Source organism: Amazonocrinis nigriterrae CENA67, assembly GCF_016056305.1.
In the GTDB taxonomy this organism is placed as follows: domain Bacteria; phylum Cyanobacteriota; class Cyanobacteriia; order Cyanobacteriales; family Nostocaceae; genus Amazonocrinis; species Amazonocrinis nigriterrae.
Window position 1 is genome coordinate 59145 of record NZ_JAECZC010000065.1, and the last position, 24330, is coordinate 83474.

Consider the following 24330-nt stretch of genomic DNA (forward strand, 5'->3'; position numbering starts at 1 on the left):
ATATCATTATTGGCCCTGGTAGCCTTTATACTAGTTTGATTCCTAATTTACTAGTACCAGAAATTGCCGATGCGATCGCAGCCACAAAAGTCCCACGCATTTATGTCTGCAATATTATGACCCAACCGGGAGAAACCCAAGGATATACTGTTGCCGACCACATTAGAGCCATTGATACCGCTTGTGGGCAAAGAAGGTTATTTGATGCTGTACTGGTACACAAAAAATTGCCCTCTGCCCAAACACTCCTGCGCTATGCTCAACAAAACTCTCATCCTGTATTCCTAGACCGGGAAGCTGTATCTTTGCTAGGACGGCGGATTGTGCCGGCGAATATTTTGTATGAAGATGAAACAGGTTGTGTACGTCACAATCCCCAAAAATTAGCACGAGTGTTGTTACGTTGGTACAGTGGAGCGCATCATGGGAGATAAAAATCTGTCAGTTGTCAGTTGTCATTTGTCAGTTGTAATTTGTTTAGACCACTGACCACTGACTAAATTATGAAAATTTTTCTTGCAGATGCACAAGCAACACTACGTTTGGGAATTACTCTTGGTCAAACTCTTGATGCCGGCGCTGTCATCTTACTGGAGGGTGATTTAGGTGCTGGCAAAACTACTCTGGTACAAGGTATTGGACAAGGTTTAGGCATTGCTGAACCAATTGTCAGCCCAACTTTCACGCTGATTAATGAATACACACAAGGACGCCTGCCCCTTTACCATTTAGATTTATATCGTTTAGAACCACAAGAGGTTGTGGCTTTAAACTTGGATACTTACTGGGAAGGTGTTGAAGTAATGCCAGGAATTGTTGCGATCGAGTGGGCAGAACGAATGCCCTACAAACCACATAGTTATCTCAACGTACATTTAACTTATGGGGATGAGGGCACTCGTCAAGCTGAAATTACATCATTTAATTACACCATCAGCGAATTCATTGCTACCATGTGAGTGATTTTTCTGAAGTTAGGAAAAAACACTGACTAATAGTTTTAAGTAGCATCTGATTGTGATGAGGATTCGCTGTTGGATGTAATGCATTATTGAATTGATTCAGGCGGATAAACTAGTCGCCCCACACCGCAATCATTATTGACATTAATTGACTAATGCTACCAGTGTCATACCCAAAAAGTCCTAACCTTATTACAACACTACAAAATTGTCGTCGATAGTCGAGGTAGAATTCCACACTCGTTCTATCTACCGCTACCACGCTCATCCAAAAAATTCACTAACATTGTTGTCCTCATTATTCAAAATCAATGAAATACTCTTCAACAAAAGATCCGGTGACAGTTGTCATCTACTAGCTTTCTAGCTGAGGTTCGCTATGAGTAGCGTATTCTCGTAGGGAATATCGCAGTAGATGGACAAAGAATTAACTTCAACTGTCTTGATAGAACAAGCGTCTTACAATTCATGTCTGGCAAAGGGCCAGATTTTTAGAACACTTGTACTCAAGAAAAATAAAATTCAATTGCTAATTGACATAAACCTGTCCTTTGGTGGATGATCTTTGAGATTAGGCTAGTAAATAAATTGGAAGTATCCGGTCAATACTGATAAATTTTTTGTCTACTTCCACTATGGTTGTGCCTATTCCCTATTGTTTTGACTGTCTTGTGTAAATTCGTTAAGCGAGTTTGTTTGGTGAGATGCTTATTTTTTGATTTTTGCTCCATTTTGCATAGTAACGATCAGCTCTTTGGCAACATCACTTCTGGTAACAAAAAGGAATCAGAAGTGTAAAAACCTGTTTTAAGAGCATAATAATTAAGTGCATATAAAGTTTTTATATGTATAAAACAGAGTTTTCATCGAAGTCGCCCATTTACTTAACCCTATTAATTCTCTACAGTTATTTAGAAAAAAAATCCGGATAGTTAAGCACCAAAAGCTCATCAAGAAAAGTTAAACGATAACCAATTTAGGTATTGTCGTCTTACTGATCTTGGTACTTAGTATTCCCAGGTCAGCTTCACGATTCACACACAAATAACTATTATTTCTAACGATATGAGAGAAATTAATTTATTTATTGTCAGTTAAAAGTTATTCTTATATTGGATTATCTAGGTAGTATTGACATTTCTCAGTGAATACACTAGTAACTTTACAAAGTTTGAATAAAATGAGTTTGATTTCTCCAATTGGGCAGTGATTTCAAGGTATAAATTGAAATGGTAAATTTTTCTTAGTGTCTTCGTGCCTTGGTGGTTTAAGAATTTACTCTTAAACCACCCTCCGGGTTCGGCAGTTCCTCATGGGGGAAACCCCCAAGATCGGACTGCCTCACTAAGACACTAAGACACGAAGATGAAGAGTCAAAAATTGGGCACAACCTTCTAGGATTTTTCCCTAGCGGGGAAAGGCTACTGGATAAAAGTTAAAGCTTGACCCCGCACATCAGTATTTAACTGACCTTTGTCATAAACAATCTGACCGCCCACAATGGTAGTTACAGCCCATCCTGTCAGGTTCCAACCTTCAAAAGGACTCCAACCACACTTGGTTAATAACTCTTCACGCCGCACAGGGCGGTACGTATTCAAATCTACAAGTACTAAATCGGCATCGTAACCAGGAGCGATCGCTCCTTTGTTGGGAATACCATAAGCTTTAGCCACAGCTGTTGACATCCAGTTGACAACTTGGGCAACAGTACACTTTCCCTGCTTGGCAGCTGTTAACATCAAAGCTAAGGAAGTTTCCACCCCAGGCATTCCAGAGGGAGTATTAGGATATTCTTGAGCTTTTTCTGCCAGGGTGTGCGGTGCATGATCTGTAGCGATGAAATCAATCACACCATCGTGCAAAGCTTGCCAGAGAACTTCATTATCGTGGGGCGATCGCAAAGGCGGATTCATTTGTGCTAAGGTGCCAATCTTTTCATAGGCACTGGTATTTAACAATAAATGCTGTGGGGTGACTTCTGCTGTCACCCAACTCGGTTTACCCTGACGCAGTAACTCTGCTTCTTCAGCCGTAGACATGTGCAGGATATGCAGACGACGCTGATATTTTTGCGAAAGTTTTAACGCCAATTGAGTTGCCAACAGCGCTGCTAGATTATCTTGAATCTGGGAGTGAACTGCCGGATCGTGAATGCCAGCAAATTCAATGCGACGTTGGTTGATTCTGGCTTGGTCTTCGGCATGAACGGCAATTAAGCGATCGCCATGAGCAAAAATCGCCTCTAATTTTGCTTCTGCATCGACCAGCAACTGTCCATGCATCGACCCCATAAAAATTTTGATTCCTGGTGTCGGCTTGGCTGCTAGCAAATCTGGGATGTTGTCGCCCGTTGCCCCAATAAAAAAGCCATAATTAACCAAGCACTTACTAGCAGCACGTTGTAGCTTGTCGTCTAAAGCTTCCTGGGTGGTAGTTAGGGGGCGGGTGTTGGGCATTTCTAGAAAAGAAGTGACTCCACCTTTGGCACAGGCACAACTGGCTGTAAATAGGTCTTCTTTGTGTTCTAGTCCTGGTTCACGAAAATGCACCTGAGGGTCGATGACTCCTGGCAACAAAGTTAACCCCTCTGCGTCAATTTCTCTGGCTGGCGTTGCAATGGAAATTTTCGGTGCAACTTCAACTATGTGGCGATCGCTGATCAACACATCTCCTATCATGGATTCTCCATTAGGTAGGATTATGCTAGCGTGGCGAATCAGTAAGCTTTGTGAAGATGACATGAGGTTAACAATGTTCAGACAGACAGCTATAGTTTACAGAGAACTATGCTTTTAGGGTAAGCTCAGTTGCACTCTTCGTCACGAATTTTTGCAGGTAATGAAAAAAAAGTTTATTTTTAGTTTATGAATACGCCTATCATGATGCTGACGATAACCAATAAATCAACGTTCTCCCGTTAAGATTAACAAATAAAGTATTCTTCGCAAGTTCATTCCTGCACTTTACCTTGTTTCAGTAATTACATGCAAAACCAAGTGTCTGATAACAACTCTAGTCAACAACCTGATAATTCCTGGATTGCAGAGCTAGGTAGAACAATTGTATTAAGTATTGTCCTAGCCTTGGGCATTCGTACCTTTGTTGCTGAAGCTCGCTGGATTCCTTCTGGTTCGATGGAACCGACTTTGCACGGAACCCCAAATCAGTGGCAGGCGGATAAAATCATTGTTGATAAGTTGAAGTATAAATTTTCTGAACCACAGCGGGGAGATATAGTAGTCTTTTCGCCTACAAAAGAATTACAAAAGGAAAATTTCAATGATGCCTTTATTAAACGTGTAATTGGCTTACCTGGAGAAACCGTAGAACTGAAAAATGGTAAAGTTTATATCAACAAAAAACCTCTTCAAGAAGATAAATATCTTAGCTCAGAACAGCGTACAGTAATTGATGTTTGCACGTCAGGACAGCAACCGCCTTACTTAGCGAAACCAGAGACTATTCCCCCGAACTCTTATTTAGTACTAGGTGATAACCGTAACAGTAGCTACGATAGTCGCTGTTGGGGTTTTGTACCAAGCAATAATATTATCGGTCGTGCCGTACTTCGATTCTGGCCATTAAATAAAATTGGGCCAATTGATCAGTCGCCACTCTATCCATAAATGTAGGATTAAATATTTGATGTGAATAGTAACCGGATTTGAATTATTAGATTTGAGATTGAAAATAGCAGTCGCCTCTTGAAGTTTTCTACACTATCAATGGCACTGCTATGTTAGTTTATTAGCTACAATCTATAATTCGGGTATCCCCGTTGCCAAGACAGCTTTTTGGAAAATACTTTTAATCTAAAATCTCAAATCCGTCTTGAAAAGCTTTGATGCCTGCGGCAAGCCCTACTCTTCGAGAACGGCTTCGCCGAACGGATTCGGGAGTGACGTTCCTGCGTCGAAGATCGCTGCGCTAACGCAATCGACGGGAACCCTTACGGGTTCGGCAGTTCCTCCACTTGGGGAAACCCCAAGACCGGACTGCCTCACCGCCAAGATTGCGACTCCCTCACCGCAAAGCGTCTACGGAGGAAACCTCCGCTCAAACTTTTCGCAAAATCTAAAATCTAAAATTGTTTAATGCCATACCTAGCTAAAATTTTACTATACCCAATTAAGTCATTGGATGGCGTTGAAGTTGAGCAAGCAAGAATTCTCGCTACTGGCGCACTAGAGAATGACCGCGAGTTTGCCATTTTTGACGGACAGGGTAAAGTTGTCAATGGCAAACGCCACAGTAAGATCCATTTACTGCGATCGCAATTTAGCATTTTAAATCGAACTATCTCACTACAAATTCCCAACCAGGAATCACAACAATTTCATCTAGACGAAGAACGCCAAGCATTAGCAGCAACTTTGAGTAATTTTTTTGGCTTTGCTGTCATCTTAGAGCAAAACTCTTTAATGGGCTTTCCCGATGATCAAAATTCACCGGGGCCAACGGTAGTTAGTACAGCGACTTTAGAAGAAGTAGCTTCCTGGTTTCCTGGTTTAACCGTTGATGAAATACGTCGCCGTATGCGTGTAAACGTTGAAATCGGAGGTGTACAACCGTTTTGGGAAGATCGGTTATTTAATGAACAAGGTGATGTGGTCTCCTTTAAAGTTGGAGACACGTGCTTTTTTGGGATCAACCCCTGTCAGCGTTGTGTAGTTCCAACACGTAATCCTGATTCTGGAGAAGCCTACCCAAACTTTCAAAAAATATTTGTGCAAAGGCGCGAAGCAAGTTTGCCAAATGGAGTAGCCTTATCCCACTTTAATCATTTCTTTCGCTTAAGTGTGAATACACGATTACCCACGTCAGAAACTGGTAAGATTTTGCAAATTGGCGACGAAATTGAGATACTTTCGGCGCACAGTTAGTTCTTCTGAAAATTCATAAGAATTTATACTAGGCTAAGAGGATGTTTGAAAAGTCCTTTTGAATACTCAAATCCTGGCTTTAGAGGAGTAGGGAGTGGGGAGTGGGGAGTAAGTAAAACGAAAAAACTGATGTTTTCAGGTTTGCTCTGCGTTGATTGTACTGAGATTTTCCCTAAAATCAAAATTATTGATACTTTTTAAACAACCTCTAAAATATATCTAAATTGCATGACCAGTTGTAGCGATCGTCCTTAAGTGCAAGAGGTAGTGTGTTGTCAAGGATAGTCGCATGGTGAAGCAGTGTACCCTTGCAGTTTCCCAACAGCGAAAGGAACTAGCTATTTCTCAAAAGAAAATATTATTAATAAACATAAAGAATTTGATTTTCTGTCTACTAATATGCATTAGCTTGTTGCAGATGAGATCGAGCAAATTAAGGTGTTATGACAAAGCTGAAGGATTACTCTCATCAGATAAATTAGCCAGATGTACGAGGACATAGAACTAAATTATGATATAACTTTATACTAACAGCAGTTATTTGCTTGATGATTATTGCTATCGTAAGCATTAGCAATTTTGTATCGAAGGTAGCAAATATAGCCTGGATTCCCTAAGTTTAGTGTTGGGGAAAAATAAAATTACAATGTTGTCCAAACTTCAGCCTGTCAAATCTCTCAACTGCTTCATTGGCAGACTTTATACCAAGATGCTCATCAGAACAATGATGATTGTGGCTTTTGTATTACAAATTGGTGGGGCAGTAGGTCTGGTAGGCTATCTTTTATATCATAACAGACATAAAGCAGTAAAAAAGGTTGCGATTCAGTTAGAAAACGAAAACTGCGATCGCATGGAACACTACCTTGATAGCTATTTAACAACTTCTAAGCAAATTTGGTTGATTGTGGTAGTGATTCCCCAAGACAACTTTATGGAACATATTGAACCCTATACATATGCTACTTTATTTCTATGTATACTCGTATTTTTATTGAGTATCAAATTAGGTTTATTGACTTTTGACTGGTTCAATAAGCTAATTATATTAGCCAATAAATACTCCAATAAACTTGTTATATATCAATGCAATAAAAATTTAGGGGATGCCAGTGCAGACAAGCAAGTAAAAGAAAAAAATAATTGGTTGAAAAAAAAGCATAATCAAATAAAAAAAATAACTCAGATACTACTATTTATTAAGCACAATCAACTTAGCCGATTTTTATATACTAAGTTAGTTAAAAATATCCGGAAAATAGTTTTTTTATCTCGTCGGATCAAATTCCAAAAAACAGAAAAATATTTACTCAGAAATAGTGGTGTTTTAGAAGCTAAATTACAACAGCGTATCCAAGAACTTTTATCAATCATTGAACAACTGCAAACCACTCAGGAAGAATTGATTGAATCTCAAAAAATTGCAACAGAGAGACAACAGATAGCTGAGCAGGCAAACCGAGCCAAAAGTGAATTCCTTGCTAACATGAGCCACGAATTGCGTACTCCACTTAACGCGATTCTCGGTTTTACACAAGTTATGAGTCATGACAAATCTCTATCCAGCGAACATCAAGAAAATCTCGCAATTATCAATCGTGCGGGTGAGCATTTGCTCAACTTAATCAATGACATTCTAGAAATATCCAAAATTGAAGCTGGTAGAACCACATTGAATATCAGCAGTTTTGATTTAATTCACCTTTTGGAAAGCCTAGAGGAGATGTTGGGTAGGCGTACCCTTTCTAAAGGCATTAAATTAGTATTTGAATATACTAATAATATACCTCAATATGTAGAAGCTGATGAAAGCCGACTGCGCCAAGTTTTACTCAACCTGCTGAGCAATGCCATTAAATTTACTGATAATGGTGGTAGTGTTACCTTACGTGTAAGATTGGGCCCCGAATCCCCCAATCCTCAGTCCCTGATCTTCGAGGTACAAGACACTGGTGCTGGTATTCCTCCCCAAGAAGTTGAACTAATTTTTGAACCTTTTGGGCAAACTGAAATAGGGAGAAAATCTCAACAGGGAACTGGTTTAGGCTTAGCCATTAGTCGTAAATATGTACAACTGATGGGGGGAGATATTACCGTAAGCAGCGTTTTGGGTTTGGGCAGTAAATTTACCTTTAATATTCAAATTGGTCTGGCTAAGCCTAGCAAAATTCAAACAAAGCAAACTCAACGCCAAGTTGTTACTTTAGCACCAGAGCAAAAAGAATACCGCATTTTGGTAGTTGATGATGTTGCAGATAATCGTTTAGTTTTAGTAAAACTACTGACGCCAATTGGCTTCATCGTGCGGGAAGCCGCAAATGGCCAAGAAGCGATCGCCCAATGGCTGGAATGGCAACCACATCTTATTTTCATGGATATGCGGATGCCTGTTATGGATGGTTATGAAGCCACAAGGGTGATTAAAGCTGCAGAAATTGGGCTTGAGGTTTCGGGTACGGAAGACATGCTACCCGATGACGAAAATTGTTACCCTCCGGGTTTCGCCAAATCAGCAGAGTCAGACGCCAGTCATCTGGGTTGGAACAACGCTACTTGCTCTGGTTTGGAAAACCACGCAAAGCAGCTTTGGAAGTCAGCATCACGTAATACATTGGCTTTGCCATGCTCAATACCTGATACCCAAACCATTGTTATTGCTCTTACTGCCAGCGCTTTTGAAGAAGAACGCCAAAAAATTTTATCAGCTGGTTGCGATGATTTTATTCGCAAGCCGTTTACACAAGAAATATTATTAGAAACAATCAGCCAATATCTAGGTGTAAAATATATCAGCCAAGTAGAAACTGCCACAAAAGCATCTGTCAATTCACAAATACAGACAATGCCCAACGAAGCTGATATTTTAGAGCATTTGTTGCAGATCTCACCTGAGTGGCTCAACAAGTTACGACATGCAGCAGCAAGTTGTAGCGATGATTTAATTCTAGAGCTACTACAAGAGATTCAGTCAGATCAAGCTTTAATTTTCCGAGTTTTCAAGGATTTAGCAAACAACTATCAGTTTGAGAAAATCATGGAATTGACAAGAACAGACACAGAATGAATTACCAGCGCTTAAACCTTGATAAAAAAGATATTTTGATAATTGATGATATGGTAGACAACTTGCGAGTTTTGTCTTCGCTTCTGACAAAGGAAGGATATAACGTTCGCAAGGCTTTGAATTGGCAAATGGCATTGAGTGCTTGTCAAACAGTATTACCGGATTTAATATTACTCGATATTATGATGCCGGAGGTAGACGGTTATGAAGTTTGTCAGCGCTTTAAAGCTTGGGATCTGACTGCGGATATTCCCATAATTTTTATTAGTGCTTTAGATGATGTTTTTGATAAAGTAAAAGGTTTTCAAATAGGTGGTGTAGACTATATTACTAAACCGTTTGAATTTGAAGAAGTTTTAGTACGCGTACAAAATCAAATAGCCTTAAGAGCGGCAAAACTGGAAATATTAACACTGAATTCCGAATTAGAAGAAAGGGTAAAACAGCGTACTTGGGAGCTAGAAAAGGCTCTCCAAAAACTCCAAGGAGAAATTACTTACCGTCGGCAACTACAAAGTAAACTGCTAGATATAGCGTTGCATGATTCACTCACTGGTTTACCAAACCGAGTTTTGTTTATTAGACGCATTGAAAAAGCTCTAAATTGTGCCAAGCAAGACTCAAATTATCAGTTTGCTGTTTTATTTTTAGACTGCGATCGCTTCAAAGTTGTGAATGATTCTCTCGGACATTTGGTAGGAGATGAATTACTCATTGCCATTGGTCGTCGCCTCCAAGATTGCTTGAGACCAGTCGATACTTTAGCAAGATTAGGTGGTGATGAATTTGGAATTATCTTAGAAAATTTGACAGATATAAGTTCTGCAATTCAAATTGCAAAAAGCATTTTACAGCAACTATCACTAACTTTCAAATTATCTAGATATGAAGTTTTCATGAGTGCCAGCATTGGCATTAGTTGGGGTAATAAAGACTACGAAAAGCCAGAATATTTATTGCGAGATGCTGATACAGCAATGTATCGCGCGAAGGCTTTAGGAAGAGCAAGATATCATGTTTTTGATCCGGCTATGTATCAGGAAGCAATCCAGCTTTTAGAATTAGAAAATGATTTGCGTAGAGCTGTTGAACGACAAGAATTTATCATTTATTATCAACCAATTATTTCTCTAACTACAGGTAGAATCTCTGGATTTGAAGCACTTTTACGTTGGCAACATCCAGTTCGTGGGCTGATTTCTCCTATAGAATTTATTCCTATAGCAGAAGAAACAGGTTTGATTAATCCTATTAACATGTGGGTGTTACAGTCAGCTTGCCAGCAACTGCGTATTTGGCAACATCACTCACCAAATCTGGAGAACCTAACTATTAGTGTAAATTTGAGTGCAAAATTATTTTCCCAAGCAAATTTAACAGCAGAAATTGACCAAATTATTGATGAAACTAAAGTAAATCCAGCTTGCTTAGAATTAGAAATTACAGAAAGTGTCATCATGGAAAATACCTGTGCAATTAAAGGAATTCTCCAAGAATTAAAAGCAAGGAATATCAAGTTAATTATGGATGATTTTGGCACAGGGTATTCATCTTTGAGTTATCTGCACAGCTTTCCTTTAAATGCACTCAAAATTGATAAATCCTTTGTCAAACGTATGCAAGAAAGCCAAGCAAATATGGGTTTAGTACCAGCTATGATTAGTATTGCCGAATCAATGGGAATGACTGTGATCGCCGAAGGAGTTGAAACTCAAGAACAGTTAAAACAACTGAAAAGTTTAAAATGCAATTTTGCTCAAGGATTTCTGTTTTCCAAACCCTTGGAACAAAAACTAGTTCTGAACTTTATTGCCTCAATGCCTCAATGGTGATGCTCAAGTAGCATCTGAAGTAAAGAGTGTGGATTAATACTTAGTTATATTTAACATATCTAATATTTTATTACTAGACTATATATTTAGATAATTTTGGTGTGTTATCTACTATACTTACGTAAGAAGGTTAGATGACTTCACTCACTTTAAGGTGGCTACAAATGGGTATAAGGAAGGATTGCTAAAGAGCAGGAAAATAACAGAGAATAATCTATAGCTGAATTTCCAGACTGGGTATTATATCATTCTCAAAAAACTATACAAAAAGTCAATGAATAGTAACAATTGTATAACCATAATAGTGCCCTCTTGAAATTAATTTTAAAAATGTCAAAATATCAACAGCTTGATAAACGTTAACAATAAAAGATAACTGACATCAATAATTATAAACATAAATTTTGATTACAAATGCATTTAAATAAATATCCTAATTATAAAGGAAATATTTTAGTAGTTGATGATATGCCAGACAATTTGCGACTTCTATCGGCAATGTTAACAATGCAAGGTTTTGAAGTTCGCAAAGCTTTAAACGGTAAAATGGCATTGACTGCGTGCAAAATGCTTTTACCTGACTTAATTTTACTTGATATTAATATGCCAGGAATGAATGGCTATCAGGTGTGCCAACAGTTAAAAGCTGATGAGAAAACTTGTGAAGTTCCAGTAATTTTTATTAGCGCTCTGGATGATGTTTTAGATAAGGTAAAAGCCTTTGATGTTGGAGGCGTAGATTATATTACTAAACCTTTTCATGGAGCAGAAGTAATATTGCGAATTGAAAATCAAATTAATTTGCGTTCACTACAAAAAAAACTACAAGAAAAAAATTTATTATTGCAAGAAGCTCTTGATAATTTAAAAGCGGCTCAAGTTCAACAGATTCAAAACGAAAAGATGGTGGCGCTAGGGCAATTAGTTGCAGGAATTGCCCATGAAGTTAATAACCCTATTAGTTTTATCTATGGCAATCTCCAATATGCCAGTCAATATATGCGGGAATTAGTGAATATCATTCAGGCTTATCAACAGGAATATTCACCACCTACTCCTAAAATAAAAAAAATAGTTAAGGATATAGACTTGAATTTTGTCATTAATGATCTGCAAGATTTAATGGGTGCAATGTTTAGAGGAGCCGATCGCATTCGGCAAATTGTACTGGCGCTGCAAAAGTTCTCTAGGCATGATGAAGCACAAATGAAGTCGGTAAACATCCATGAAGGTATCGACAATACTCTAGTAATGCTACAGCATCGGCTTCGAGAAACAGCTGATCGTCCAGCTATTACAATCATCAAAGAATATGGTCAATTGCCCCCAATCACCTGTTACGCAAGTGAATTAAACCAAGTATTTATGCATTTGTTAAATAATGCCATTGATTCTTTGGAGAAAACAGGGATATGTGAAGACAAAGCATCAAATCAGCTTTCACCGATTGGTGCTTTAGAAGAAATCGAGACAACTCAGATCTTTAGCTCCCAATCTACTAGCGTAGCAGCTTATGAAAAAATATCAGAGCATCAAAGCAAATGCCAAGAAATGCCAATCCAAAATCCGCAGATTCGGATTCGTACAGAACTAACAGAGTCTCATACTGTGAAAATAGCGATCGCTGATAATGGGCCTGGCATAGATCAGGCGTTACAGTCACGTCTATTCGATCCATTTTTCACTACAAAACCTGTAGGTCAAGGCAGCGGATTAGGATTATCCATTAGCCATCAAATTATCGTGCAAAAACACCGAGGACAGCTCACCTGCTGCTCATCTCCAGGACAAGGAGCGGAGTTTGCGATCGCAATTCCTATCGAACCACCTGCGTAGGAACGGGAGATAGGGAGCAGGGGAGCAGGGGAGCAGGGGAGCAGGGGAGAAATAACTCTGCCTGCTGACAGCTAGCAACTGACAACTGACAACTGACGACTGACGACTCAACAAAATTTATATTTCTTAACACAATAAATATACATACCCCACAAAGCGCGATGGCGGAATCTTTCGCAATATCAGGCTGATAGTCAATTTTTCAAGTAAAAATTTGACTACTGAAAACCCACGATGAGGAAATCAAGACTTTTTATCTAGTAGAGACTACTATTTTCAGTCCGATGAAAGCATAATAGAGATGTGACTGATCTGTTTGCCCCTTTACAATCATTGAAAAAAGGTCACTGGTTTAAGCTCATCTGCGGAGCCAGCTACCAGCACTTACCTGCGGTCAGAAGTTTAACATTAGCCTACACTTTGGCGGGCGCTGACTGTATAGATGTGGCAGCTGATCCAGCTGTGATGGCAGCAGCTACTGAAGCGTTGCAAGTTGCCAAGGATCTAGCTAAAGATGCCCAAGAGCGAGGTTTTAACTATAAAGGAAACTCGCCCTTTTTGATGGTTAGCTTGAACGATGGAGAAGACCCCCATTTTCGCAAAGCAGAATTTAATTCTACGGAATGCCCCAGCGAGTGCCCCAGACCTTGTGAAAAAATTTGTCCTGCACAAGCAATTGTATTTAGCAGTATAAAAGAAAACTTTTCAGGAGTTGAATCTGAAAAATGTTATGGCTGCGGTCGTTGTATACCAGTTTGCAAATATGATATAATTTATACAAATTCATATATGTCAACGCCAGGAGCGATCGCGCCATTGGTAATGTCAACGGCAGTAGATGCCGTAGAAATACACACAAAAGTAGGGCGGTTGACAGAATTTCAGCGATTGTGGCAAGTAATTTCACAATGGGCTGACCAGCTTCAGGTAGTAGCCATCAGTTGTCCTGATGGAGAGGGAATGATTGACTACCTCCGTGCAATTTATGACTTAATTTCCCCGTCGTGTCGTAGTGCCATAATTTGGCAAACCGATGGTCGCCCAATGAGCGGTGATATTGGAGACGGCACTACATCAGCAGCCATTAAATTAGGTCAAAAAGTTTTGACAGCCAAGTTACCGGGATATGTGCAGTTAGCAGGCGGCACTAACAACTATACCGTTGCTAAGTTAAAAGCAATGGGACTGTTGAACAAAGCAGGGGAGCAGGGGAGTGAGGGAGCAGGGGAGAAGGAAGAATTTTTCCCCTCAGCCCCCTTGCCCCCTTACCCCCCTGCCTTCATCTCCGGGGTTGCCTACGGTAGCTACGCCCGTGTATTGCTGTCACCAATTCTCGATCAGCTGGAGAATAAGGAGGTGAGTAACAATAGTATCAAGGCGACTGTCCGCCTCGAAGAAAAACCCGAACTACTTTGGCAAGCTGTAGGACTTGCCCATTCTCTCGTTTCCCAGCTCAAGTCACAGTAGGAACGCTAATCGCTCGTTCGTTATCTCTAAAAACGTCACCATAGAAAGCATGACGATTACAGACGATCTCCAAAAGTTATTAGACATTTTGCCTCAAGACCTGCGACAAGTACTAGAGAATCATCCCAAAAGAGATAGTTTAGTTGAAGTGGTCTTGGATTTGGGTCGTCGCCCAGAAGCTCGATTTCCCAATCAAGCTGAGTATCTGAGCGAAACACCCGTCACTCAAGCACAGATAGATGATTGTATTCAGCGAGTAGGAACCTTTGGCGGAGATAATCGGGCAGGAATTGAGCAAACTTTGCATCGGATCAGTGCCATCCGCAACCGTACTGGCAAGATTATTGGCTTAACTTGTCGCGTTGGTCGAGCGGTGTTTGGCACAATCGGCATGATCCGCGATTTGGTCGAAACTGGTAAATCAATTCTGATGCTAGGGCGTCCGGGCGTGGGTAAAACCACTGCTTTAAGGGAAATTGCCCGTGTTCTAGCAGATGAATTGAATAAGCGTGTGGTAATTATCGATACCTCCAATGAAATCGCTGGAGATGGTGATGTTGCTCACCCCGCTATTGGCCGCGCTAGGCGGATGCAAGTGGCTCATCCAGAACTTCAGCATCAGGTGATGATTGAAGCAGTAGAAAACCATATGCCAGAAGTCATCGTCATTGATGAAATTGGCACGGAACTGGAAGCTTTAGCTGCTCGTACCATCGCCGAACGAGGTGTGCAACTAGTAGGTACTGCCCACGGAAACCAGATTGAAAACCTGATCAAAAACCCCACCCTTTCTGATTTAGTTGGGGGTATCCAGGCTGTAACCTTAGGAGATGACGAAGCGAGACGCCGCGGCAGTCAAAAAACTGTTTTGGAACGTAAAGCTCCTCCGACTTTCGAGATTGCTGTGGAAATGTTAGAACGGCAGCGTTGGGTAGTACACGAAAGCGTTGCTGACACAGTAGATAATCTGCTGAGAGGTCGTCAACCCAGCCCCCAAACCAGAACCGTTGATGAGCAAGGCAAAGTCTCGGTGACACGGCAGTTGTCAGTAGTCAATGGTCGCGGTGGACAGCTAGGGGTAGCAGAGGAATCTTCGCCATCGCCACGACAGTCCAACGGCTGGCGCTCATCTGGGCAAATGGTAGCACTGCCGCCTGTAGAACGGGAACGGGTAACTGGGCGCAGTGAGTTTGACCGCTTGCTAGATGAATCTTTCAACTACTCAGAAACCATTGATTTTAGTGCCACCAGACAGTCAGGGCCAAATGGTGAAGATTTGCCACTGCATATCTATCCCTATGGCGTTAGCCGTCACCAACTGGAACAAGTGATCAATGTGTTGACTTTGCCTGTAGTCTTGACAAAAGACATCGATAGTGCAGATGCAATTTTGGCATTGCGATCGCACGTCAAAAACCACGCCAAATTAAGACAAATGGCCAAAGCCCGTCATGTGCCCATCCACATGATTAAGTCCAGCACCATTCCCCAGATTACCCGTGGTTTGCGGCGGTTGCTGAACATGGATGATCCAGAAATAGCCGATGACCGAGAACTACAACTGTTTTTGCACAGTGGCAGCGATGATGAAATTGATGCCCTTGAAGAAGCCAGACTTGCTGTAGAGCAAATTGTTATTCCTAAAGGACAGCCAGTTGAGTTATTACCTCGTTCTCCCCAAGTACGCAAAATGCAGCATGAGTTGGTAGAACACTATCGCCTGAAGTCTCACAGCTTTGGCGAAGAACCAAATCGGCGTTTACGGATTTATCCGGCATAATCGCACCTTAACCCCTCTCCTACTACAAGGAGAGGGTAATTCACAATAGACAGCCTATGTCTTACAGAGATTTTTCTCTAAGAAAAGTAAAACAAGATTTTAACCTTACCCTAGTAGAAGGTGGGCGCTTTTTACCTCCTATAGAATCAATATCACCTAGTCCTCTGTTGGCTGAATTTCTTGCAGAAAGTATCCAGTTAGCAATAGCAATGGGTTCTGAGAAAGCTAGATCAGAGTTAATTATTAGCCCAATATTGTTTGAAATACGAAAAATTTTTAACAGACAAATCAGTTTTTTCTCTGGAGAAGAATTTAACGTTGAACCAGAAGTTGGACTAGCAGGATTTTGCGACTTTCTGATCAGCCTTTCGCCAGAACAGTTATTTATTGAAGCCCCAGCAGTGGTGATTGTGGAAGCCAAGAAAGAAAATCTCAAAGCTGGTTTAGGACAGTGTATCGCTGAAATGGTTGCCGCCCAAAGGTTTAATAGCAAAAATGAAAAAGCGATCGCTACTATCTACGGTAGTGTTACCAGTGGTAACTTGTGGACGTTCCTGAAGTTGGAGGACAGCACGGTAACTATTGATTTAACTGAGTACTTGATTCCTCCAGTAGAGCAGATTTTGGGTATTTTGGCTTGGATGGTGCGATCGCAATCAAATTAAAGTCTGGTTTCGCTTTTGATTGTTCTTGACTTTCTGAACCAATACAAAGTCATAATTTATGCTACATTACGTAATTCTGAATTTGCTCGGAAACAACCCAAGCAGCGTATTTAAGCGCTTGTGTGACATCTTCGCTTTCCAGTTCTGGATATGCTTCTAATACCTCTGCTACAGAGTTGCCATTTGCTAGCATTTTGAGGATGACGCTGACGGTGATTCGCATACCCCAGATTGTCGGTTGCCCCAAGCAAATATTAGGATTAACGGTGATGCGATCGAGTTTTACCATCTTCCCCATGTGTAATTGGCTTGTGCTTATTATAGTGAAAAAGCCGACAGCGATGGTGGTAACGAAAGCCTAACAATCATTACACTGCAACTCTACACCATTACCAAAAAACCCGGTCTTTGTGATCGGGTTTTTTGATGGGGCTATATTCCCCAAAGGCTAGTTATATAAGTTAAATATAAGTTGTGTTCTGGAAATGACTACCACACTTAGATTGCTAATTCCGGAAAACATCTACTGAAATCTGACTTTCTTTATTACAAATTATGAAGTGTAAAAACCCCAACTGTTACGAAGGACAGCAGGGGTAAAAAGTATAGCTATGCACTTTCCATTACTGCATAGTGAATCCTTGGGGGCTAATCGCGTTTTCAAAATCAGCACCTTGGAGGTTAGCGCCTAGTATATTGGCGTTTGTGAGATTTGCCTTCTCTAAGTCGGCATCAAATAGGTTTGCTCTTTCCAGGTTTGCTCCTGTGATGTTCGCTTTACCCAAATCCGCACCTTGGAGGTTTGCACCAGCGAGGTTAGTTCCTTGTAAGTTTGCTCTTTCTAAATCAGCGCCTTGCAAGTTCGCATTCTCTAAGTTAGCAGCAGGGAGGTTTGCATCTTTTAAGGTTGCTCCCATGAGGTTGCACCCTACACATTCGTTGGTTTGTAATAAATGCCTGACGTTTGCAGCTACAGATGTTACGGGAGTAGGTGTGATGGGAGCGGGTGCAATGGGAGCAGGTGTATACTCCGTGGTTACGGGTGGTGTTTCTACTTGAGCGCTAGCACTAGGCTGGTCAAGTAGGGAAAATGCTACCACAAGTACCATACATACTGTAGTTACAAGCCAGTTAGTTAATTTTTTAGTAATTGATTTATTCATGAGAATCCGGCGGCTTTACTTCTTGGGAGACGCCACTAAACTGTTTGATGTATTCACTTTAAATAAGTTGATTAATAATATCAAATATTATCTTTATTCAATTTGATAAATTGAAGTGATTAAATATGCCGAGGAGTAGGGGAGATAGGGAGATAGGGAGATGGGGAACTCGGGGCCCCCACGACCGCTCGTGAGTGGGGATTAGGGGCAATGGGGAGATTTGGAAATAGGGAGATGAAGAAATAATAAATTCCTGACTTTTAACTTCAAACTCCTAACTCATAACTCCTAACTTCCAACTTCAAACTCCCAACTCCTAACTCCTAACTCTTAATTATCAGGGCTGCTGAGCTACTGTTGGTTGACCTAAATAGCCATACACCAGTCGGGAAACTTGAGTAATAAAAGCCTTACCTCTCAAGTCGTTAAAAGGTCTTTTCACCATAATGCCTGCCAAGTAACGTTTACCAGACGGCATCTCAATAATACCGGCGTCACCGAGAAGAACTCCTAGCGTTCCAGTTTTGTGAGCAATTACTGCTCCTTTACCAAGTCCAGAAGGTAGTAAGCTTCTGTTTTCCACATGACGCATGAGATTTAAAACTTGGGTACGACTAGAATTACTCAACATCTGATTGTTCTGATTAGCAATTAGCGCTGACAGTCTTACCAAGTCTTTAGGACTGGTTGTATTAGTACCCTTGAAGTCACCTAGCAAATTGCGAATCACAGTATTTTGCAGTCCCCAATTGCGGAAACGCTGATTTAATTTAGCTTTACCACCTAAACGGTCAATAATCATGTTGGTGGCGGTGTTATCGCTGATGGTAATCATTTTGGTAACAGTTTCCAAAAGACTAAAGCGAGTTCCAGAGCGTTTATACTGCATGACTCCAGAACCTCCAGTCATTAAGTCACGCCGCATCACCAAAGTTTCATTCAGCTTGACTCTACCTGCATCGATTTCTTGAAACAGAGCTACCAAAATTGGAAACTTAATCGTACTAGCCGCTGGAAATGCCTTTTCCCCGTTGAAGTCCAGATAGTTACCTGTGTCTAAATCTAAGAAAAACATTCCCGGTTCGAGATAACTGTAGCGAGCCGTCAACGCTTTAACTTGAGAACTTAGCTGTGATATTTCCTTACCTAAAGGAACAACACCAGCAAAGGTCGAAACATCACCAATGGGAACAGGAATCTTTTCTTCAATAGCAGATGAAATATTGTTGTTGCTGCGTTCAATTGCTCCAAAGTTGACTATCCAGTGAGAATAAGAATCTCCTTTAATGAGTAATTTTTCGGGAGAAACGGTGTAGCCCGGTGCTAATTCAACTACTAGTCTAGTTGTATCAGAGTCAACTTTGCCAATGCGAATTTCTCGAATTTTTGACCCAAAGCTTTGACGAGCTGTATTTCCATTGATTTGGGTTTTAGGAAGGTCAATAACCAGTCTTGTGGGGTTATTAATTAAGAATGCTCTTGGTTGAACAGCAGATTCTGTAGTGATATTGAGTTGGTTTTGTGCGGTGTCAAAGTACCAAGATTCTAAGCTAGCTGCTTTCGCTGCGGAAGACAGCAGCACAATACTCATAACGCTAAGGAAAAAAGAGCGTAATCTCATTCGTGTGATTGATGAGCGACAGTAGGATTTACTAGCACAAACTTTCCCCGTTTTTTCCAGAATATCCGGAAGAAACCAAGATGAAAATAAATGCTAATTACTTAGGTCAAGACAATTAGACCACAAAATTGTTCCACCTCAAAACAAAAAAGTTTTGAATGAGTTTGATTGATATTTAGGCTTTATTTATTCTCAATCAACTGATTGTGGTGTAATTGCTAAAAACTGGATGTATTATGGCTTGAAACTCCAAAAAAGTGCAAATATAATTTATGAGGCTCAATGCCTATGATTTTTTATGACAATCACAATATTTAGAGCGATGTCTGATGACAACTCGCAAAGTGCTTAGGTATTTCATACATTAATTAGGTAGCCAAAAACAAAGCTAACTTGTTAGAGCCGTTATTATAGCAATCCTAAATGAGTTGTGAAAAATATTGTCTTTTAACGTACCGCCCTACCCAACTCCTTCAAAGATGCACTTTGCGTAGCTTGCTTCCCGGTAGGGGTACGGGAATGTAGGAGAGCGAACGAGTTGGTACAGTTCCTTATAGAGAGCTAGTGCGCGATCGCGTACTGGCTCCCTCATGCCCAATACCAACAACTCACCATCAAAGCTATCTTCAGTTACCTGAAAATAGCTTTAGATAGATACAGCAGTCTATTTTTATATCATGTTTCCAGCGATCGCAACTAAGTGAACCTGAGTTCGATGAGTACTGTAGTACCCTCTTACTGATGAAAATAATTAATACGCAAAACTCTACTTGCGAACCCCTGTGAAACCAGCTTGCTCAAGTGCATTTTGTCCTTGGTCAGTAAGTAAAAGATTAGTATAGGCTTCGCCAACCTTCTGTTCCCGCTCTTTGTTTTGCTTAATAATCACAAACAAGTCAGTGGTAATAGGATAGCTGCCATTTTTGATATTTTCCGTATTTACGCGGTTGCGCTGACGTGGGCACTGTTCAGGTGACACAAAGGGTTCGCGGTAGGGTGGAATTAGTTCATTAGAAGTGCGACCCAGTGGTAAAGGTTTCACACTACATTGAGATACCACTGCACGCGCAGAATCGTAATATATAGCACCAGGTATTTTGCTAACTTGGCGCACAGCCTCTGTAGTAGAGTATACATACTTTATCTGAGAGTTAAGCGCTTGCTTTTCAAAATCACTTTTTGTAGAAAAAATCGCTGTGTCTGCGTTTTCTAGTCGTTGGGACAAAGGAGTAATTGCTAGGTTTGGCCCGCCCACCTGTTTCCAGTTATTAATCTCCCCTAAATAAATCTGCTGCAACTGTTTAATAGTTAAACCTGGTATGTTCAGTGATGGGTTGACTATCACGGCTATAGCATCAATCCCTACTTTATGTTGCTTAAGGGTCAAGCCTCGCTTTTTGGCAATAGTTTTTTCTTCATTTGTGAGGGGACGGGAAGATTGAGCAAAGTCCAATTGTCCGTCAAGCAACATACGTATACCTGAGCTAGAACTTGGGTTACCATTAACGGGGTTTAAATAGCGCAATTGTAGTTCAGGACGAGCGCTGAGGATTTGAGAATCTACCAATTGCCGAATAGGTGCCCAAGCTGTACTCCCGCCATAGTTGAATGAGTCGATTGGGACATCAGTTAGTGACTCAAAGGTTGATCCACCAACAGTGTCTTTGAAACTTGCATTAGAGATAGAGTCACTGCTCTGACGGGATATGTCGCTAGGCTTGAGTAACCACCAAAGCAGTCCGCCAATAACCACAAGTGTTAACGCCTTTCCAATAAGCAAACCTCTAACAAATACTGCAACATCTGTTTGAATTAAGGCTTTTTTTTGGTTTGTATTGTCCATTTTATTAGAATGAAGAATGTTGTGTAATTTATCGATTATTCTGACTAGAAGTAACTGGGTATAATTAAATATCAACTATACTACCTATTACTTAGTAAGCGTTAAATAGCAAGGTTTCCAACTTCAAACTTTCATTTATTACACCTAGTTATCTAAGATATTAATACTAAGAGTGCATTGATAATCAATACTTGAATACACTAATAATTGTGAATTTTTTTTCATTTTATGAAGTTTAATTTTACCTTAATATCTGTGTGCAATCATGCGATTAATTGTTGTATAATTCCCGCTGGGCTTTTGGATTATGCACATGAGCAGACAGTGGTTCAACAAATTTTTTTCTCAACTTTTCTAATAGATCAGGTTGCTTCGGCAGTAATGTACTGCTGTGCAAAAATGTATATACTAAAATTATTAGTAATATACTAGTAAAAGTGCCTAGACCAACCCCCAGGAACAAAAGAAACTTTCTATACACTTCTAAATAGTTATCATTGGTGTGTTCGTGACTAGGAGTAGATTCCAATGACTGTGGCAACGCCATATTAGGAAGGAGCGCTTCCAAAGCTTCAGCGGCGGATTGGTAACGATGGTTATGGCGTTCCCTAACCATTTTGTCTAAAATATCTGCGAGCCTATCGCTTACCTGGGCCTTGTCGCGCCAGATAACTTCCCCAGTCTCAAGCTCTTCCTGTAATTGCTCAGGCGGTATACCTGTCAAAGCTTGAATGCCAATCATTCCTACCGCATAGATATCGCTACTAAGTTTTGGCTTTCCCTTTGCTTGTTCGCTTGGCATGTAACCAGGAGTACCAACAGCAACTGTCAGGTTGCCTCCTAAGGCACTTATTTTCTTAATACAGCCAAAGTCAATCAACACAATCTTGTTATCAGAGTGTCGCCGCATCAAATTTTGAGGCTTGATATCCCGATGAATGATGTTGTGTTGATGAACAAAAACCAATACTTCCAATATGTCTTTCAAGAGATTAAAGACTGTATTTTCGCTCAGGATTTTACCTGGTGAGACTTCTTTAGTTAAGTTATGTCCATCAATGAATTCTTGGACTAAAAAGAAATCTCCATCTTCATCAAAGTGAGCAAACAATCTAGGAATTTGGTCATGACTATTACCTAGCTGATACAAACCTTCTGCTTCTCGCGCAAACAGGTTTTTGGCAATCGGCACAACAGCAGGATTGGAATATTTGGGATGAAAATGTTTAACAACACAATAAGGTTGGCCAGGTAAATCTAGGTCAACAGCTAAGTAGGTATCTCCAGATCCTCCTCTTGCCAAGAGTTTAACAATTTTAAAGCGATTCCTAAGTATTTTTTTGATGGCAACGGGATACTGTTGTTGATTCCGTGTTCCGCCTGTTAACAAGTAGGTATTGCCGCCAGATCCTCCACCAGCCAACGGTGTGACAGTCTGGTAACGATTCTTAAGTGTTTTTCTGATGAGAGGGTACTGACGCATATGGCGTATCCTACCTACTAAATTGCTAACCAGTAAGAGTTTGGTTAAAGATATGATTCACCAGACGCTTGATTTCCTGGTATTTCGAGAAGGAGTTTTTCTACACCTTGGTTTTAGCTTCGATGTGACTTTGTAGTCACCGACTTAATTAGTTTTCGATATTTATTACATATACTATTTCTATGAAATTTTAGCACTTAAGGGTTAACCACAGCACAAAAAACTACTACAAGAGTTTTGGTAGCAATAATCACAAAAAACTTTAATATTAAAACAACTTAATCGAAACTTTATAGTTATTTTGCCTTAAATACATTGTTGAAATAATAATTAATATCCTCATTAAAGACAGCAAATAACATTAATATATCAAGATAATAAATTTCAATTACTTGAATACAAAGTTATTTTTGCTACTTTTAATTTCTGTAACGCGTAGAAGCAATTTTGTCACCTCTCTCTTTATCTCTCTTAACCTCCATGCACATCAAAAGAGCAACCTAATTTGGGAATACTCAAAGCAGTAGGGGTGAGGATGGAAAAGTGGTAGATGAACGTGCATATTGGCTCGCGTGGTCGCAAATTCCAGGGATTGGGCCAGTATCGCTGCGACGATTACAGCAGCATTTTGGCACGCTAGCAACAGCTTGGCAAGCTACCAAATCTCAGTTAGGAGAAGTGGAGGGATTTGGTTTTCAGACACTAGAAAAGGTGGTGAAACAGCGATCGCATCTGCATCCAGAACAACTACTCACCAAGCACCAGCAGGAAAACCCCTATTTCTGGACACCAGCAGATACAGATTATCCCCGCTTGCTGTTGGAAACTCCCAGTCCACCGCCAATTTTGTACTATCGCGGTGAAGTGGAACTACAAGAAAATCTTGGACAAAAACCGATGGTTGGGATTGTGGGAACGCGCCAACCTTCAGATTATGGCATTCGTTGGACTCGCCAAATTAGCGCCGCTTTGGCTAAAAACGGCTTTACAGTTGTTTCTGGTATGGCAGAGGGAATTGACACCGAAAGCCACATGGCTGCGCTGAAAGCTGGTGGCAGAACGATCGCAGTTTTAGGTACGGGTGTAGACGTTATTTACCCACCCAAAAATCGAGATTTGTACAAACAAATTTTAAGTGCAGGCTTAGTCGTAAGTGAATATCCAGGCAAAACCCCACCCGATCGCACTCACTTTCCCCGCCGTAACAGAATCATTGCTGGGTTAAGCCGCGCCATCTTAGTCATGGAGGCGCCTTTAAAATCTGGTGCCTTAATCACAGCCACCTATGCCAATGATTTTGGTAGAGATGTCTATGCACTACCTGGGAGACTAGATGATCACCCATCTCAAGGTTGTTTAAAGCTACTCAATCAAGGAGCTTCTTTAATTCTCAAGGAACTAGACGAACTATTAACAATGTTGGGTGCAGTACCGCAGTTGGATGCAGTTACAGCGCCAACACCAGAACAGTTAACTTTGCCAACTTTACCACCCGAATTGCAACAGGTAATAGATGCGATCGCAGTTGATGCTTTACCCTTGGATTTTATTGTGCAACAAACAGGCATGAATATTGGCTCAGTTTCCAGCGCTTTATTACAGTTGGAACTCATGGGTTTAGTATCACAACTGCCAGGAATGCGATATCAGAAAAATTAAGGGGATTGGGGAACTGGGGGCCCCCTCTGGGGATAAGGGGCAATGGGGATTAGGGATTGGGGAATAGGG

The 24330-nt window shown here is 40.6% G+C and carries 18 protein-coding genes; 11 read left to right on the forward strand and 7 right to left on the reverse strand.

Translation table 11 applies throughout. From position 1 onward, the window contains the following. Positions 1-434, forward strand: a 434-nt coding sequence (locus I8748_RS26095; RefSeq protein WP_198127428.1) for a gluconeogenesis factor YvcK family protein, incomplete at its 5' end; no start/stop codon positions are given. Positions 435-503: 69 nt separating this feature from the next. Continuing rightward, on the forward strand, positions 504-959 hold the full coding sequence (gene tsaE, locus I8748_RS26100; RefSeq protein ID WP_198127429.1) for a tRNA (adenosine(37)-N6)-threonylcarbamoyltransferase complex ATPase subunit type 1 TsaE: 456 nt from the start codon (positions 504-506) through the stop codon (positions 957-959). 248 nt (positions 960-1207) lie between these two features. On the opposite strand, the gene patS is transcribed toward tsaE, so the two are convergent. Both patS and I8748_RS26105 read right to left on the reverse strand, forming a co-directional pair. Then, positions 1208-1261: a heterocyst-inhibiting signaling peptide PatS gene (gene patS, locus I8748_RS36340; protein WP_404800369.1), complete on the reverse strand. Its 54-nt coding sequence runs from the start codon at positions 1259-1261 to the stop codon at positions 1208-1210. Positions 1262-2383: 1122 nt separating this feature from the next. After that, entirely contained in the window at positions 2384-3706 is a 1323-nt protein-coding gene (locus tag I8748_RS26105; protein WP_198127430.1) for a dihydroorotase, read from the reverse strand. Between the two features lie 243 nt (positions 3707-3949). Between I8748_RS26105 and lepB the strand changes: the two genes are divergently transcribed. From lepB to I8748_RS26145, 8 genes are all read left to right on the forward strand, one after another. Further along, positions 3950-4591, forward strand: coding sequence for a signal peptidase I (gene lepB, locus I8748_RS26110; RefSeq protein WP_198127431.1), 642 nt, complete (start codon positions 3950-3952; stop codon positions 4589-4591). 468 nt (positions 4592-5059) lie between these two features. Further along, entirely contained in the window at positions 5060-5848 is a 789-nt protein-coding gene (locus I8748_RS26115; protein ID WP_198127432.1) for an MOSC domain-containing protein, read from the forward strand. Between the two features lie 646 nt (positions 5849-6494). Further along, on the forward strand, positions 6495-8912 hold the full coding sequence (locus I8748_RS26120) for an ATP-binding protein (protein WP_225896552.1): 2418 nt from the start codon (positions 6495-6497) through the stop codon (positions 8910-8912). Further along, positions 8909-10744, forward strand: a complete 1836-nt coding sequence (locus tag I8748_RS26125; RefSeq protein ID WP_198127433.1) for a two-component system response regulator — start codon at positions 8909-8911, stop codon at positions 10742-10744. Before I8748_RS26120 ends, I8748_RS26125 begins: the two co-directional genes overlap by 4 nt. A 414-nt stretch (positions 10745-11158) precedes the next feature. After that, positions 11159-12580, forward strand: coding sequence for a hybrid sensor histidine kinase/response regulator (locus I8748_RS26130; protein WP_198127434.1), 1422 nt, complete (start codon positions 11159-11161; stop codon positions 12578-12580). 303 nt (positions 12581-12883) lie between these two features. Further along, positions 12884-14047 carry a circadian clock protein LdpA gene (ldpA, locus tag I8748_RS26135; RefSeq protein ID WP_198127435.1) on the forward strand — a complete coding sequence of 388 codons (1164 nt, stop codon included), beginning with the start codon at positions 12884-12886 and terminating at the stop codon, positions 14045-14047. A 49-nt stretch (positions 14048-14096) separates the two neighbouring features. Beyond that, complete coding sequence (locus I8748_RS26140; protein WP_198127436.1) at positions 14097-15827, forward strand: R3H domain-containing nucleic acid-binding protein; 1731 nt, start codon at positions 14097-14099, stop codon at positions 15825-15827. Positions 15828-15883: 56 nt separating this feature from the next. Next, on the forward strand, positions 15884-16492 hold the full coding sequence (locus tag I8748_RS26145; protein WP_198127437.1) for a hypothetical protein: 609 nt from the start codon (positions 15884-15886) through the stop codon (positions 16490-16492). A 61-nt stretch (positions 16493-16553) separates the two neighbouring features. On the opposite strand, the gene I8748_RS26150 is transcribed toward I8748_RS26145, so the two are convergent. From I8748_RS26150 to I8748_RS26170, 5 genes are all read right to left on the reverse strand, one after another. After that, positions 16554-16790 carry a DUF433 domain-containing protein gene (locus I8748_RS26150; RefSeq protein WP_404800367.1) on the reverse strand — a complete coding sequence of 79 codons (237 nt, stop codon included), beginning with the start codon at positions 16788-16790 and terminating at the stop codon, positions 16554-16556. 325 nt (positions 16791-17115) lie between these two features. Beyond that, the gene (locus I8748_RS26155) at positions 17116-17655 is read right to left on the reverse strand and encodes a pentapeptide repeat-containing protein (protein WP_198127438.1); all 540 of its coding nucleotides are present in this window, start codon (positions 17653-17655) and stop codon (positions 17116-17118) included. A 337-nt stretch (positions 17656-17992) separates the two neighbouring features. Beyond that, on the reverse strand, positions 17993-19276 hold the full coding sequence (locus I8748_RS26160) for a serine hydrolase (RefSeq protein ID WP_198127439.1): 1284 nt from the start codon (positions 19274-19276) through the stop codon (positions 17993-17995). A 766-nt stretch (positions 19277-20042) separates the two neighbouring features. After that, positions 20043-21119, reverse strand: a complete 1077-nt coding sequence (locus tag I8748_RS26165) for a PstS family phosphate ABC transporter substrate-binding protein (protein WP_198127440.1) — start codon at positions 21117-21119, stop codon at positions 20043-20045. Positions 21120-21390: 271 nt separating this feature from the next. Beyond that, positions 21391-22602, reverse strand: a complete 1212-nt coding sequence (locus tag I8748_RS26170; protein WP_198127441.1) for a serine/threonine-protein kinase — start codon at positions 22600-22602, stop codon at positions 21391-21393. Positions 22603-23145: 543 nt separating this feature from the next. Between I8748_RS26170 and dprA the strand changes: the two genes are divergently transcribed. Then, positions 23146-24261: a DNA-processing protein DprA gene (gene dprA / locus I8748_RS26175; RefSeq protein ID WP_198127442.1), complete on the forward strand. Its 1116-nt coding sequence runs from the start codon at positions 23146-23148 to the stop codon at positions 24259-24261. Positions 24262-24330: the final 69 nt, after the last annotated feature.